The organism is Nocardia sp. NPDC087230 (genome assembly GCF_044744725.1).
Lineage (GTDB): Bacteria > Actinomycetota > Actinomycetes > Mycobacteriales > Mycobacteriaceae > Nocardia > Nocardia canadensis.
On the sequence record NZ_JBIUYV010000018.1, the window covers coordinates 17,943 to 31,133 of the forward strand.

Sequence of the window (13,191 nt, forward strand, 5' to 3'; positions counted from 1 at the left end):
TCCTCCTCATCATGCGCTCCGCTCCTCTCGCCGCGACCACGATCCTCGCGGCCGGGCTGCTCGTCACCGGTTCGGCCCGCGTCGCCGCACCGGTGGTTCCCGAATTCGTCGCCGCGCCGAGCACTGTCGAGTCCTCGCCGAGCGAGTCGACCGTCGTCGGACTGCTGGCGCCCACCCCACCCCCGCCCCGCAAGCTGCGGACCGCGACGCCGCCGCGCGAACCGATCGCTGTCGCGTCGACCGACGTCGCCGACGGGGTCGGCACCGCCGTCGGGCTCGGCGCCACCGGCGTGCTCGGTATTCCCGAGATCGTCCTCGCCGCCTACCGCAATGCCGAACTGTCCCTGCAATCCTCGACGCCGGGATGTGGCGTCAGCTGGCATCTGCTGGCCGGGATCGGCAAGATCGAGTCCGACCACGCCGACCGGGGAAACACCGATACCGCGGGCACCACGCTGCGCCCGATCCTCGGACCGGCCCTCGACGGCACCCTGCCCGGCAACGAGGTGATCCCCGCCGCCGACGGTGGATTCGTGCGGGCGCTCGGCCCGATGCAGTTCCTGCCGAGCACCTGGAGCCGCTACGCCACCGACGGCAACGGCGACGGAACGGCGGACCCGCACAATGTCTTCGACGCCACGATGGCCGCGGCCCGCTACCTGTGCGCCGACGACACCGATCTGCGTGATGCCGTGGCGCGGCAGCGGGCCGTGCTGCGCTACAACTATTCGGCGGCCTACGCGGCCGACGTCCTGGGCTGGTCGGAGCGATACCGCACCGGCGGGGCTGCGGTGCGTGTCGAGGTCGTCGTCGACCCGGTCACACCCACGCGGCCACCGGTGGATCCGGCTCCCGAAACACCCTCCCCCGCCTCGGAATCCCCACTGGCACTCGAACCGATGACACCGACCCCGGCCCCGCCACCTGAGCCGGTGATCCTCGTGTCGCTCCCGGTGATCGGCGCGATCGAATGCGGGATCCTGTGCGGCCCGCAGCCCGCCGACACCGACCGTCCACCGGCCGACCCCGACCCGACCCCGGGTCCGCAGCTCACCCTGCCGCTGGGCGTGGTGATCCCGCTGCCGATGCCGCAGGGCTGAGTGGGAAACCGCGATGAACGCGAGCCCCCGAGCCGAGCGAACGAGGATTTCCTGCTCGGGTAGGCTGATTTTTGCTTACCTGAGCAAGGCCGAGCGCACCGCGCGACACCGAGGAGTGCCGATGAGCTACGCACCGCCCAGGCACTCCCTGGCGCCGCGCCCGGTCTCGCCGTGGTTCCGCGACGCCAAACTCGGCATCTTCGTGCACTGGGGTCCGTACTCGGTTCCGGCCTTCGCGGCGCCAGGGACCGCGGACTACACCTCGTTCATGCGTGATCTCACCACCGGCGCGACAACCGCGGACCGGATCCCGTACGCCGAGTGGTATCTCAATTCGATGCGGGTTCCCGGGTCCCCCACCGCGATGCATCACGCCGCCACCTATGGTGCGGACTTCGGCTACACCGACTTCCAGCCCCGGTTCGACGCGGCCGCGCGAGCGGTCGACGTCGCCGACTGGGCCGACCTGTTCACCGAAGCGGGTGCCCGATACGTCGTGCTCGTAGCACGCCATCTCGACGGATATCCCCTGTGGCCGACAGCTATCGGCAATCCGCATATGCCGTCGGACTACCGTTGCTCCCGCGATCTCGTCGGCGAACTGTCGGTGGCCGTGCGGCAGCGGGGCCTGCGGATGGGCCTCTACTATTGCGGCGGCATGAACTGGACCTTCCGGACCACGCCGCTGCGGACCATGACCGACCTCATTCGCCATCAGGCCCTGGGCCCCGGCTACGCGCGCTACGCCACCGCGCAGTGGCGCGAGCTCATCGACACCTACGCGCCCTCGATCCTCTGGAACGACATGGGCTGGCCGGCGCAGGTGGATCCGCACGAGATCATGGCGCACTACTACGACACGGTGCCCGACGGTGTGGTGAACGATCGCTGGATGCGCCCGAAGCTGCCGGGAAACCGGTTCGCCCGTGCCGCGTACCTGCGCTTCCTCGAGCTGGCGCTGCGGGCGATGGGCGCACTCGGTAGGCCGATTCCCGACCCGCCCAAGGACTTTCACTACGACTTCGCGACCCACGAATACGCCGTGCCCACCGCGGCGCCCTCGGGTGCGTGGGAACTGACCCGGGGCCTCGGCCGGTCCTTCGGGTACAACGCCGCGGAGACCGCCGCCGACACACTCACCGGGGTCCAGGCGATCCACCTGCTCGTGGACGTGGTCGCCGCCGGCGGCAATCTCCTGCTGAATGTCGGCCCCGACGGCGAGGGACGGATTCCCGAGCTCCAGCGCGAGCCGCTGCGCGCCCTCGGCACCTGGCTCGGGCGCAACGCGGAGGCGATCTACGACACGGTCGCCGGGGACCGGACCGCCACCACCACGACCGACGGGCACGCGGTGCGCTTCACCCGTCGCGGCGACACGGTGCACGCGATCGTGCTCGCCGACCAGCCCGTCGGCCCGATCACCCTGCGCGAGCTGACGATCCCCGACAGCGCCACGGTCGGCCTGGTGGGCGGACCACCGGCATTGACCTGGAAGCGACGCGAGGGCGACCTGCTCGTCGAACTGCCGGCCGGGGCCGCGCCGCAACCGCACGCCTTCACGCTCGCGATCACGGGGTGGTGATGACCGGGTCGGGACGTCGCGACGTGCGCACCGTCACCGAGCAGGCCCGGCGCGCCCAGATCGTGCGCGCGGCCATCGATACCATCGCCGAAACGGATTACGCGCGTTCTTCTTTCGCGGCGATCGCCCGCCGGGCCGGACTCAGCAGCACCGGGATGATCTCCTACCACTTCCGGGACAGACAGGACTTGATCACCGAGGTGATGCGAACCATCCTGGCCGACTTCACCGCCTTCGTAGTGGCCCGCACGGAGCCGGGCACCGCCGCCGACCAGCTCGCCGGGTTCCTCGCCGCGAACAGCGCGTTCCTGCGCGAGCACCGTCACCATCTGGTCGCGATGCTGCGCATCCAGTCCGCCTCCACCGACAGCGCGATCCTGGGCGAGCTCGCGGCCGCGGATCGGGCGAAGCTGGCCGACCTGCTGGCCCGTGGTCAGCGCGACGGCGAATTCCGGGCCTTCGACACCGACATGATGGCCGGGTTCGTGCTGTCCCTGCGCAACGGCGTGATCGCCCGCGTCGCCGCCGAACCCGACTTCGACCTCGCGAGCTGCACCAGCGAACTGCTCGCCGCGGTCCGGGCTGCCACCACGGCGGTTGTCAGTCCTCGGCCGGCGGCGCCACCAGATCGGCCATCGGCGTCAGCGGATTGAGCATCACACCGACCTGGCGCAGACTGCTGTCCACGATCGCCCAGATGGCCCCCTGCAGGTAGGACGACAGTTCGGCGGCGTCCATCGGTTGCATGGAGCGGCTCAGCCAGCGGTTCACACTGCCGTCGACGAAGCCGACCAGGCCGAAGGCCATCGGCTCGGCGATCGTCACCGGCGCGGACTGGGCCCGCAGCGCGTTCTCGAACACCTCACGGACGGTGCCCGCGATCGCGATCTTGGTGCCGGAGACGATCGGCGAATTCGGCCGCTTCTCCGCCGCCGACCCGGCGCCGAGGAAGTAGTGCAGCCGGGGGTTGGCGGCGATCCAGCCCACGTAGGTGTCGACCGAGCGCGCGATGGCCTCGGCCACGGTGCCTTCGGGATTGAGAGTCGGGGCGAGCACCGCCATCAGGTCGTCGACGATGCGGGCCCGCAACTGTTCGTCGAGGTCCTGGCGGTCCTTGAACAGCCGGTACAGCACCGACCTCGGCACCTCCGCGAGATCGGCGATCTCCTGCACGCCCACCGAGGCGCCCTGCCTCTGCACGGCCGTCAGCGCCGCCGTGAGAATCCGGTCCCGACGCTCGGCGCGGTGCCGGTCCCACCGACTGGCCCGGCCATCGGCGCGCTGTGCGGTCACATTCCTCCCATCGGGCACCGGATCGGGGCGATCCGGCCCGGACAGTATCCCAGCCGGGTCCGGTACCCGGCCGAGGCGGACTCGGGACAGATCCGTGGCCATCGGCGATCCTGGTGTGGTCGGGGACGAACGCCGACGGAGAGGACCCGATCGATATGACGACCGCGTCGGCCGTGATCGCCGCAGCGACGTTCTGCTGGCTGGGCATGGTGCTGGCCATCTCGTTCCTGGAGGCACCACTGAAATTCCGGGCGCCGGGGGTGACCGTGCCGATCGGGCTCGGCATCGGCCGGCTGGTCTTCCGCGCGCTCAATATCGCCGAACTCGTCCTCGCCATCACGATTCTCGTCGCGATCCTCCTCGACTCCCCCGGCACGGCGGCGACCCGGACGCTCACGGTGGCGATGGTCGTGTTCGCCGTCCAGGTCGCGATCGTGCGCCCGCGCCTGACCCGCCGCAGCGACGCCGTGCTCGCCGGCCTCGACGCACCGCGATCGCACAGCCATCACGCCTATATCGCGCTCGAGGTCGCGAAGGTCATCGCCCTGCTGATCGGCGGCATCCTGGTCTTCGCCCACAGCGTGCCCTGAACAGCCGCCCGGCAACAGGCAGTCGAGTTGACATCGTGCGTAATACTGTAACGCATGAGTTCCAGTCCGGTCGAGACGACGATCACCGACGAGTCCGCCCTCGGCCTGGCTGCCGCGATCCGCGCGGGTGCGGTGCGCGCCCGCGCGGTGGTCGATGCCCACATCGCCGTGCTCGAACGGTTCGCTCCCGCGACGAACGCCGTCGTCGTCGAGCGCTACGCGGCCGCGCGCGCCCAGGCCGACGCGGCCGACGCGCACCTCGCGACCGGCCCCGCGACGCTGCCGCCGCTGTTCGGTGTGCCGATCACCGTCAAGGAGTCGCTGGCCGTGGCCGGGCTGCCCAATACGGCGGGGGTCCTGGCCCGCAGGCACGTCCGGCCGACCGCGAATGCCACTGTGGTGCACCGTGTTCTGGACGCCGGTGCGATCGTGCTCGGGTTGACCAACACCGCCGAGGGCTGCATGTGGATCGAGACCGACAACCGCGTGTACGGACGCACCAGCAATGTCCACGACCGGACCCGCACGGCGGGCGGGTCCTCCGGCGGCGAGGGCGCGGCGGTCGGCAGCGGTGGATCGCCGCTGGGCCTGGCCACCGATACGCTCGGGTCCATCCGCATTCCGGCGTTCTGCAACGGCGTCTTCGGGCATCGTCCGTCGACCGGCCTGCTGCCGACCACCGGCGCCTGGCCCCCGCCCTACGGCGTCGCGGCGCTGTGCGCGAACGGCCTGATCGCCCGCCGCGCCGACGATCTGCTGCCGCTGCTGCGCATCATGGCCGGACCGGACGGCATCGACCCGCTGGCGCGTGACATGGCACTCGGCGACCCCGCGACCACCTCGCTGCGCGGGGTGCGGGTCGTGCTGCTCGACGGGGCGTTCGCCCCCGGCGTCGGCCGCGAAGTGCTCGCCGCCCGCGATCGCGCGGCCGCCGCGCTGGACAACGCCGGCGCCGAGATCGTCCGGGTCCGGATGCGATCGCTGCGCATGATCGGACTGTTCACCGCGATGGTGCTGGCGAAGGAGACCGGCATCAGCTTCGCCGAGATCATGCGCGGTGAGGGTGCCGACATCCTGGCTCCCCGACAACTCGTCGACCCACGCGGCGACCACACCCTGCCCACCCGGCTGCTCGCGCTCGGCGAACTCCTCGCCGCCCGCGTGCCCGCCGGCCCCGCGCGCCGGATCACCGGCGCCGCTCACGAGGCCGCCGCCGAGATCGCCGAGACCATCGGTGACGGTCTGCTCTTGCATCCCACGCTCACCTCCGTCGCGCCGCGGCACGGCCACACCACCGGCCGGCCGTGGCACACCGACGCGGTCGCCCCCTTCAGCCTCGCCGGGCTGCCGGTGACGCAGGTGCCGCTGGGCCGGGGCAGCCACGGTCTGCCGCTGGGTGTGCAGGTGGTCGCGGGTGCGGGCCGCGACCACCTGACGATCGCCGCGGCGCTCACCCTCCAGGACGCCTTCGGCGGGTGGGTGCGGCCACGGCTGTGACCGCGCTCAGGCGGTCACCGACGCGTCCCGGGGCAGGCCGAGCATCCGCTCACCGATGACATTGAGCTGCACCTCGGTCGTGCCGCCGTAGATCGTGGTGGCGCGACCGGCGATCAGCTGTTCCATCGCGTGGTCGCTGCGCTCGCCCGGCACCGACACGACACCCGCGACCCCGAGTTCGGCGACGACGAACTCCGAGATCGCCTGTCCCAGGCCCATTCCCAGCAGCTTGCCGACGCTGGACGTGGTGGACACGTCGATGCCGGAGAGCTGTTTGAGCACCACCCGCGACCCGATCACGTCGACCGCCCGGCTCTCGGCCATCAGCTCGCCGACGTGGTAGCGCGCCACCGGCGAGAGCTCCCGGCCGATCGCGAACCGCAGCAGGTCGGTATCGGTGGCGTAGGCCTCCATCTTCTGACTCAGCGCCACCCGCTCGCCGGCCAGCGTCGTGCGGGCCACGTGCCAGCCGTCGTCGACCGCGCCGACCACGTTCTCGTCGGGGATGAACACATCATCGAGGAACACCTCGTTGAACAGCGCCGAACCGGTCATCTCCCGCAGCGGTCGGACGGTGATGCCCGGTGTCGACATGTCCAGCACGAAATAGGTGATGCCCTCGTGCTTGGGCTTGTCCGGGCTGGTGCGGGCGATCAGCATCGCCCAGTCCGCGAACTGCGCGACCGTGGTCCAGATCTTCTGACCGCAGATGCGCCAGCCGCCGTCGACCTTGGTCGCCTTGGTGGTCAGGCTCGCCAGGTCCGACCCCGCGCCGGGCTCGCTGAACAGCTGGCACCACACCAGTTCGCCGCGCAGCGTCGGCACGACGAGTTCCCGCTTCTGCCGTTCGTCACCGTGCGGGACGATCGCGCCGACCGCCCAGGTGCCCATCAGCAGCTGCGGCATCGGGATGCCCGAGGACTTGATCTCCTGCGAGATCACCACCTGCTCGAGCGGGGTGGCCGACCGGCCGTAGGGGCGCGGCAGATGCGGCAGGTTCCAGCCGCCGTCACCGAGGGCGACCAGTTGCTCGTCCTCGTCGTCGATCGCGGCGATCACCGCCAGTTCCGCGCGGATCGCGGCCCGGATCTGTTCGGCCTCGGCGGGCAGTTCCAGATCGCTGGACAACGTCGCACCCGACAGCGCGTACCCGGCGACGGTCTCCGCCCGGACGTCGCGCGCGCCGAGCTGTCCCCGCAGTGCGAGCGCGCGCCGGTAGTACAGGTGCGCGTCGTGCTCCCAGGTGAACCCGATGCCGCCGTGGACCTGGATGCAGTCCTGGGCGACCTGGACCGCGGCGTCGGGCACGATCAGCGCGGCGACCGCGGCCGCGTAGTCGGCGTTCGCGTCGTCCCGGTCGAGAGCGAACGCGGCGTCCCACAGCACCGCCCGCGCCTTCTCCAGCGCGATGCCCATGTGGGCGCACTTGTGCTTGACACCTTGGAACTGCCCGATCGGCCTGCCGAACTGCACGCGGGTCTTGGCGTACTCCGCCGCGGTCGAGACACACCACGACATCACCCCGACCGCCTCGGCGCCGAGCACCACCGCCGCCACCGACCGCACCCGCGCCGAGGACACCGTGAGCACACGCTCGGCGGGCACCTCGACCGAATCCGCCTGCAGCCGAGCCGCTCCGCGCAGCACGTCGACGGAGTCCTGCGCACTCACCGTCAGGTCGACGTTCTCGAACGCCACCCACCGCTGCGCGCCGTCGACGGCGACCGGCGCGAGGACCACATCCGCCGACACCGCTGCGGTCACGCCGTCGGCGGTCCCGTCCACGACCAGCGCACCGTCGTCCCGCAGGACACCGGTCAGCCCCGGGGACAGGGCGACCGCGCCGGTGCGCGAACCGTCGGCCAGTCCGGGCAGCTGCGCCCGCGCCCATGTCCCGCCGTCCTGGGCGAGCACCGCGCTGGTCAGCACGGTCGGCACGAACGGACCGGTGTGCAGCCCGCGCCCGAGCGGCTCGAGGGCGACGGCCAGGGTCAGCAGACCCGCGCCCTGTCCACCCAGTTCCTCCGAGACGTGCAGGCTCAGCAGATCCTGGGCGACGAGCGCGTCCCAATACGGCAGCTGCTTGCCCGCCTCGGTGGATTCGACTGCCGCGCGGACGATCTCGGTGGTGACGGTGCGCTCGACGAAGCCGCGGACCGCGTCGGCCAGCGCCAGATGGTCCGCGCTGACGCCGACGCCGAGCTCATAGCTGGTGCGTGCCATGGCTAGTTCGTCTCCTTCAGCCGAGCGGCGACCTCGTCGATGGTCCACGGACCATCGGTCTCGACTGTGCGCACGTCGTGCCAGCCGGCCAGTTCGACGATCGCGCCGCCCTGCACTGCGAACACCTTGCCGGTGAGCGGGCAGTCGGCCTCGGCCAGGTGCGCGACCAGCGGCGAGATGTTGGCGGGGGCGAACGCGTCGAACTCGCCCTCGGGCACCTCGGCGGCGAACAGCGCGCCCATGCCCGGGGTCGCCAGGGTCAGCCGGGTGCGCGCGATCGGGGCGATCGCGTTGACCCGCACGCCGTAGCGTTCGAGCTCGTCGGCGGCCACCAGCGTCAGCGCGGCGATGCCTGCCTTGGCCGCGCCGTAGTTGGCCTGCCCTGCGTTGGGCATGAAGGTGCCCGAGGCCGAGGCGGTGTTGATCACCGACGCCGCGACCGCGGTACCGGCCTTGGACTGCGCCTTCCAGTACGCCGCGGCATGGTGCAGGGTGGCGGCGTGACCCTTGAGGTGCACGGCGATGACCGCGTCCCACTGGGATTCCGCCATCCCCGCGATGAACGCGTCGCGCAGGATGCCCGCGTTGTTGACCAGCACGTCGAGCGAGCCGTACTCGCCGACCGCCTGGTCGACGAGGGCTTTCGCGCCCGCCCAGGTGGCGATGTCGTCGGTGTTGGCGACCGCCCGGCCACCGGCGGCGACGATCTCGTCGACCACCTGCTGGGCGGGCCCGGCGTCGCTGCCCGAGCCGTCGTTGGCGCCGCCGAGGTCGTTGACCACGACCTGCGCACCCTCGCGGGCGAACAGCAGTGCGTGTTCGCGGCCGATTCCGCGTCCGGCGCCGGTGACGACGGCGACGCGACCGTCAAGCTTTCCCATGAGTCTGTGTCTCCTCGTTGAATTCGACGCGGCCGTCGGTGATGGCGATCTGTCCGGCGGCTTCGGTCTCGAAGGCGTAGGCGGTGACCCCCGGCGCGGAGTCGGCGCGCCACAGGGTCGTGGTGATGTCCTGGCCCGGCAGCACCGGTTTGGCGAAACGCACGGCGAGACGGCGCAACCGCGCGGTGTCACCCTCGGCGAGCTCGGTCAGCGCCGCCCAGGAGGTGAACGCCATGGTGCACAGACCGTGGTTGATGATGCCGGGAAGTCCCGCCATGCGGGCGATCTCGTCGTCGAGGTGGATCGGCATGGGATCACCGGAGGCGGGCGAGTAGCGGAAGGTCTGGTCCTGATCGATGTGCGCGGTGACCCGCGCGACCGGCTCCCCGGCCCGGTCGGCCTCGGTGATCCGGTGATCGGGAGCGAGCTCCCCGGCACCGGCGCCGGCGTCGACCTTGCGGAAGAACGCGGTCATCCACTGCTCGTTGACGAGTTCTCCTGCCGCGTCCCGGGTTTCGGCGTAGACGACCACGGTCGACCCGTTGGGCTTGCCCGCGTAGCCGATCGGCTTGGCCCGCACCACCAGGTCGTCACCGGCCCGGATGGGGCGATGGAACCGGAAGTCCTGTTCGCCGTGGACCAGCTTCATCAGCAGTTCCACCGGCGCCACCGACAGGGCGGCGGGCGCCATCGAGGTGAACACCGGGACCACCGCGAACACCGGTGGGGCGATCTCGCCGGCCAGGTGCGCCGCGATCGGGTCGTTGGTCGCCGCGGCGTATTCCGCGATCCGCTCGGCGGTGACCGTGAACCGCTCCTCGTCGGTCCACTCCCCCAGGCCGGAGCCGTCGAAGACGACTCCGGCCGATTCCGCGGTGGTCACGCGGCCGAGCCGACGAGCTCGGTGAACTTCGCCATCGACTCCTTCAAGTCGGCCTCGGCGTGCTTGGCGACGGCCTTGCCGATCGGGCCGACGATCATCGTGCCCTTGAAGCTCGCGTCGAACGCGGCGCTCGAGCCGGTGGCGGTCGGTTCCACCTTCAACGCGAATTCGACAGTGACACCGGCCATGCCGGTGCCGGTGATCTTGAGGTAGGTGTTCGGGTCGACCTCGGCCACGGTCCATTCGATCTTGTTGGCCATGTTCATCACCGACACGACCTCGATGAACCGCGCGCCCGCGGTCAGCTCGGCGGGGAGCTCGCTGCGCCAGCCCTGGTGGATGGTCAGCCAGTCCTCCCAATTGGCCAGATCGCTCAGGCGTGCCCACGCCTGCTCGGGGGTGACAGGGAGATCGGTGGAAACGGTCACGGATGCCATGGGGTTACTCCTCGATGATTTCGTGGGGGGATCAGCGGACGGCCGGGCGGTAGGCGGTCACCACGACCGCGCCGCCGAGACCGATGTTGTGCTGCAGGGCGATGCGCGCGCCGTCGACCTGGCGGGCGTCGGCGGTGCCGCGCAGCTGCCAGGTGAGCTCGCTGCACTGGGCCAGGCCGGTCGCGCCGAGCGGGTGGCCCTTCGAGATCAGGCCACCGGACGGGTTGACGACCCAGGTGCCGCCGTAGGTCGTGGCGTCGTCGTCGACGAGACGACCACCCTCGCCCGGCGCGCACAGGCCCAGCGCCTCATAGGTCAGCAGTTCGTTGGTGGAGAAGCAGTCGTGCAGTTCGATGACGTCGATGTCCGCGGGGCCGATACCGGCCTGCTCGTAGACCTTCAGCGCCGCGGTGCGCGACATGTCGGCCCCGACCAGATTGATCGCGGTCGGATCGGTGAAGGTGGACTGCAGGTCGGTGACCATGGCCTGCCCGACCATCTCCACCGCGCGATCGGCCAGCCCGTGCCGGTCGACGAAGTCCTCACTCGCCAGGATCACCGCGCCGGAGCCGTCGGAGGTGGGCGAGCACTGCAGTTTGGTGAGCGGGCCGTAGATCGGCTTGGCCGCGAGGACTTCCTCGAGACTGTATTCCTTCTGGAACTGCGCGTACGGGTTGTTCGCCGAGTGCTTGTGGTTCTTCACCCCGATTTTCGCGAACTGCTCGGCGGTGGTGCCGTAGCGCTGTATGTGCTCCTTGCCCGCGGCGCCGAACATGTACGGCGCGGGCGGCATCGCGAACTCCTGTAGTTCGGCCAGCGCCAGCAGGTGCCGCATCATCGGCTGCTCACGGTCGTCGAAAGTCGAACCCAGCGAGCCCTTCTGCATCTTCTCGAAACCCAGCGCGAGGGTGCATTCGGCCAGCCCGCCGCGGATCGCCTGCGCCGCGAGGTACAGCGCGGTCGATCCGGTCGAACAGTTGTTGTTGACGTTCACCACCGGGATGCCGGTGAGACCGAGCTCGTAGACCGCGCGCTGACCCGAGGTGGACTCGCCGTACACATAGCCGACATAGGCCTGCTCGACCTGGTGGTAGTCGATCCCGGCGTCGGCGAGCGCCTTCGTGCCCGCCTCCCTGGCCATGTCGGGATAGTCCCACTCCAGTTCGCCGGGCTTCTCGAACTTCGTCATGCCGACGCCGACGACGAACACCTTCTGTGTCATGTACGCACTCCTGTGTGCCGCGCGCCCCCAGTATGTGGGACACGATGTCCCTGTAATTTAGGTTGGACACGACGTCCAGGTCAATACCTGGGTGACACCAGTATCTGGACAGCACACAGCCCCAGATCACGCGCGAACAACGCTGACCTGCACAGATTTAGTGAGTCATATGTCCCGAATACTTGGACACAGTGCGACAAGCCCCCGAGAGCGAGGGTGAGACGAGCTAGTCGACCAGCGGATCGACGGGGATGCCTTCGACGGCGCGCAAGCGCTCGGCGAAGCCGATCAGAATCTCGTGCGACTCGACCGACAGACCATCGGCCAGCGCGATGAAGCGCTCGAAACCGGGATCGGAGAACGGCCTGCGCCGACCGACGACGACCCGAGCACCGACCGGAACACTCGACGACATCCGCACTCCCTGGACACTGCAGCGAACCTCACGCGACCGCCCGCTGCCCCGACGGTCGAGTTCGAAGGAAAACTAACATAGCTGAACGTTTGCGGATACTTCAGCGGCGGGTGCGCGATGTCGCGCTCCACCGCATCCTGGGCAGCGCGTCCTCGTTCTCGATCTCCGACAGACTCACGCTGATCAGCACGAGCATGGTCACCATGCTGATGATCCCGATCAGGGGCCCCAGCAGCTGCATCGCCTCCACACCCGGCGGCGGCGCCGAGCTGTGATGCCCTTCGTGCGCACGCATCGCGGCCATCCCGGTGTAGTGCATCCCGCATACCGCGACACCCATGATCATCGCGGCGCCGACCGTCGCCAGGAACCCCTTGACGCGCAGCGTGAACCACAGCGCCACGATCGAGGCGACCACCGCGATCACCATCGATGCCGCGACGAGCCGAGGGTCATAGGACAGGGCGGCATGGGACTTCATCGCGGACATGCCGGTGTAGTGCATGGCGCCGACACCGAGGCCGGTGATGGTGCCGCCGCCGATCAGCGACACGAGCGTGGGTTGCGGCTTGTTCACCATGAACAGGCCGATCCCGACGACGATCATCGCCGTCGCCGCGCTGAGCAGCGTGCGCGGAACGTCGTAGCGGATCTCCGAGCCAGCGATGGAGAAACCGAGCATCGCGATGAAATGCATGACCCAGATGCCGGTCCCGCCGATGGCGACCGCGGCACTGATCAACCAGCCCGCGCGCCCCTTACCGGCATTGCGTCCGCGCGCCGCGCACTGCAACCCGAGCAGGCAACCGAGGAAGGACATGAAGTAGGCGAGAACGGGGGTGATCCAGCCGTAGGAGAAGTGATAGATGTCGAGCACGCCGTGCAACCCTCGCATCGGTGCCACAGCCCTGCTGTGGCACAACGAAATCCGACCTGCGGCGAGAATACTGAACTACCGGCAAATTTCCAGCATTTGGACACTAGTCCAGATGGTAGTTTTGATCACAGAAGGCTTCTCTCAGTGCGTATGTGACGGATTGCATCGTTACCCCCAATAACTACCGTCGA

General features: G+C 69.7%; 13 protein-coding genes. 5 read left to right on the forward strand and 8 right to left on the reverse strand.

Annotated elements, in window-relative coordinates:
* Positions 1-11 precede the first annotated feature (11 nt).
* From ACIO52_RS31605 to ACIO52_RS31615, 3 genes are all read left to right on the forward strand, one after another.
* Positions 12-1,100, forward strand: coding sequence for a lytic murein transglycosylase (locus tag ACIO52_RS31605; RefSeq protein WP_402648980.1), 1,089 nt, complete (start codon positions 12-14; stop codon positions 1,098-1,100).
* Between the two features lie 121 nt (positions 1,101-1,221).
* On the forward strand, positions 1,222-2,682 hold the full coding sequence (locus ACIO52_RS31610; RefSeq protein WP_402648983.1) for an alpha-L-fucosidase: 1,461 nt from the start codon (positions 1,222-1,224) through the stop codon (positions 2,680-2,682).
* On the forward strand, positions 2,682-3,335 hold the full coding sequence (locus tag ACIO52_RS31615) for a TetR/AcrR family transcriptional regulator (RefSeq protein WP_342800919.1): 654 nt from the start codon (positions 2,682-2,684) through the stop codon (positions 3,333-3,335). Before ACIO52_RS31610 ends, ACIO52_RS31615 begins: the two co-directional genes overlap by 1 nt.
* Here the strand turns inward: ACIO52_RS31615 and ACIO52_RS31620 are convergent.
* Positions 3,283-3,975 (reverse strand): TetR/AcrR family transcriptional regulator, encoded by a 693-nt coding sequence (locus tag ACIO52_RS31620; protein ID WP_218717830.1) that lies wholly within the window; start codon positions 3,973-3,975, stop codon positions 3,283-3,285. The genes ACIO52_RS31615 and ACIO52_RS31620 overlap by 53 nt on opposite strands.
* A 155-nt stretch (positions 3,976-4,130) precedes the next feature.
* Between ACIO52_RS31620 and ACIO52_RS31625 the strand changes: the two genes are divergently transcribed.
* Positions 4,131-4,565, forward strand: coding sequence for a hypothetical protein (locus ACIO52_RS31625; protein ID WP_402648986.1), 435 nt, complete (start codon positions 4,131-4,133; stop codon positions 4,563-4,565).
* Positions 4,566-4,619: 54 nt separating this feature from the next.
* Positions 4,620-6,062 (forward strand): amidase, encoded by a 1,443-nt coding sequence (locus ACIO52_RS31630; protein WP_402648989.1) that lies wholly within the window; start codon positions 4,620-4,622, stop codon positions 6,060-6,062.
* Between the two features lie 6 nt (positions 6,063-6,068).
* On the opposite strand, the gene ACIO52_RS31635 is transcribed toward ACIO52_RS31630, so the two are convergent.
* From ACIO52_RS31635 to ACIO52_RS31665, 7 genes are all read right to left on the reverse strand, one after another.
* Complete coding sequence (locus tag ACIO52_RS31635) at positions 6,069-8,285, reverse strand: acyl-CoA dehydrogenase (RefSeq protein WP_402648991.1); 2,217 nt, start codon at positions 8,283-8,285, stop codon at positions 6,069-6,071.
* Positions 8,286-8,287: 2 nt separating this feature from the next.
* On the reverse strand, positions 8,288-9,166 hold the full coding sequence (locus tag ACIO52_RS31640; protein ID WP_218717826.1) for an SDR family oxidoreductase: 879 nt from the start codon (positions 9,164-9,166) through the stop codon (positions 8,288-8,290).
* Entirely contained in the window at positions 9,153-10,049 is an 897-nt protein-coding gene (locus tag ACIO52_RS31645; RefSeq protein ID WP_342800914.1) for a MaoC/PaaZ C-terminal domain-containing protein, read from the reverse strand. Before ACIO52_RS31645 ends, ACIO52_RS31640 begins: the two co-directional genes overlap by 14 nt.
* A complete protein-coding gene (locus ACIO52_RS31650) occupies positions 10,046-10,486 on the reverse strand; it encodes an SRPBCC family protein (protein WP_218717824.1) in 441 nt (146 codons plus the stop codon). Before ACIO52_RS31650 ends, ACIO52_RS31645 begins: the two co-directional genes overlap by 4 nt.
* Positions 10,487-10,517: 31 nt before the next feature.
* The gene (locus ACIO52_RS31655; RefSeq protein WP_402648995.1) at positions 10,518-11,708 is read right to left on the reverse strand and encodes a lipid-transfer protein; all 1,191 of its coding nucleotides are present in this window, start codon (positions 11,706-11,708) and stop codon (positions 10,518-10,520) included.
* Between the two features lie 226 nt (positions 11,709-11,934).
* A complete protein-coding gene (locus ACIO52_RS31660; protein ID WP_218717822.1) occupies positions 11,935-12,123 on the reverse strand; it encodes a hypothetical protein in 189 nt (62 codons plus the stop codon).
* Between the two features lie 100 nt (positions 12,124-12,223).
* On the reverse strand, positions 12,224-13,000 hold the full coding sequence (locus ACIO52_RS31665) for an MHYT domain-containing protein (RefSeq protein WP_394358720.1): 777 nt from the start codon (positions 12,998-13,000) through the stop codon (positions 12,224-12,226).
* Positions 13,001-13,191 lie beyond the last annotated feature (191 nt).

What these genes read in the sequence shown, in the direction of transcription:
- ACIO52_RS31605 (WP_402648980.1), top strand. Translation starts at nt 12, where the DNA reads ATGCGCTCCGCTCCTCTCGCCGCGACCACGATCCTCGCGGCCGGGCTG.
- ACIO52_RS31610 (WP_402648983.1), top strand. Translation starts at nt 1,222, where the DNA reads ATGAGCTACGCACCGCCCAGGCACTCCCTGGCGCCGCGCCCGGTCTCG.
- ACIO52_RS31615 (WP_342800919.1), top strand. Translation starts at nt 2,682, where the DNA reads ATGACCGGGTCGGGACGTCGCGACGTGCGCACCGTCACCGAGCAGGCC.
- ACIO52_RS31625 (WP_402648986.1), top strand. Translation starts at nt 4,131, where the DNA reads ATGACGACCGCGTCGGCCGTGATCGCCGCAGCGACGTTCTGCTGGCTG.
- ACIO52_RS31630 (WP_402648989.1), top strand. Translation starts at nt 4,620, where the DNA reads ATGAGTTCCAGTCCGGTCGAGACGACGATCACCGACGAGTCCGCCCTC.
- ACIO52_RS31635 (WP_402648991.1), bottom strand. Translation starts at nt 8,285, where the DNA reads ATGGCACGCACCAGCTATGAGCTCGGCGTCGGCGTCAGCGCGGACCAT.
- ACIO52_RS31640 (WP_218717826.1), bottom strand. Translation starts at nt 9,166, where the DNA reads ATGGGAAAGCTTGACGGTCGCGTCGCCGTCGTCACCGGCGCCGGACGC.
- ACIO52_RS31650 (WP_218717824.1), bottom strand. Translation starts at nt 10,486, where the DNA reads ATGGCATCCGTGACCGTTTCCACCGATCTCCCTGTCACCCCCGAGCAG.
- ACIO52_RS31655 (WP_402648995.1), bottom strand. Translation starts at nt 11,708, where the DNA reads ATGACACAGAAGGTGTTCGTCGTCGGCGTCGGCATGACGAAGTTCGAG.
- ACIO52_RS31660 (WP_218717822.1), bottom strand. Translation starts at nt 12,123, where the DNA reads ATGTCGTCGAGTGTTCCGGTCGGTGCTCGGGTCGTCGTCGGTCGGCGC.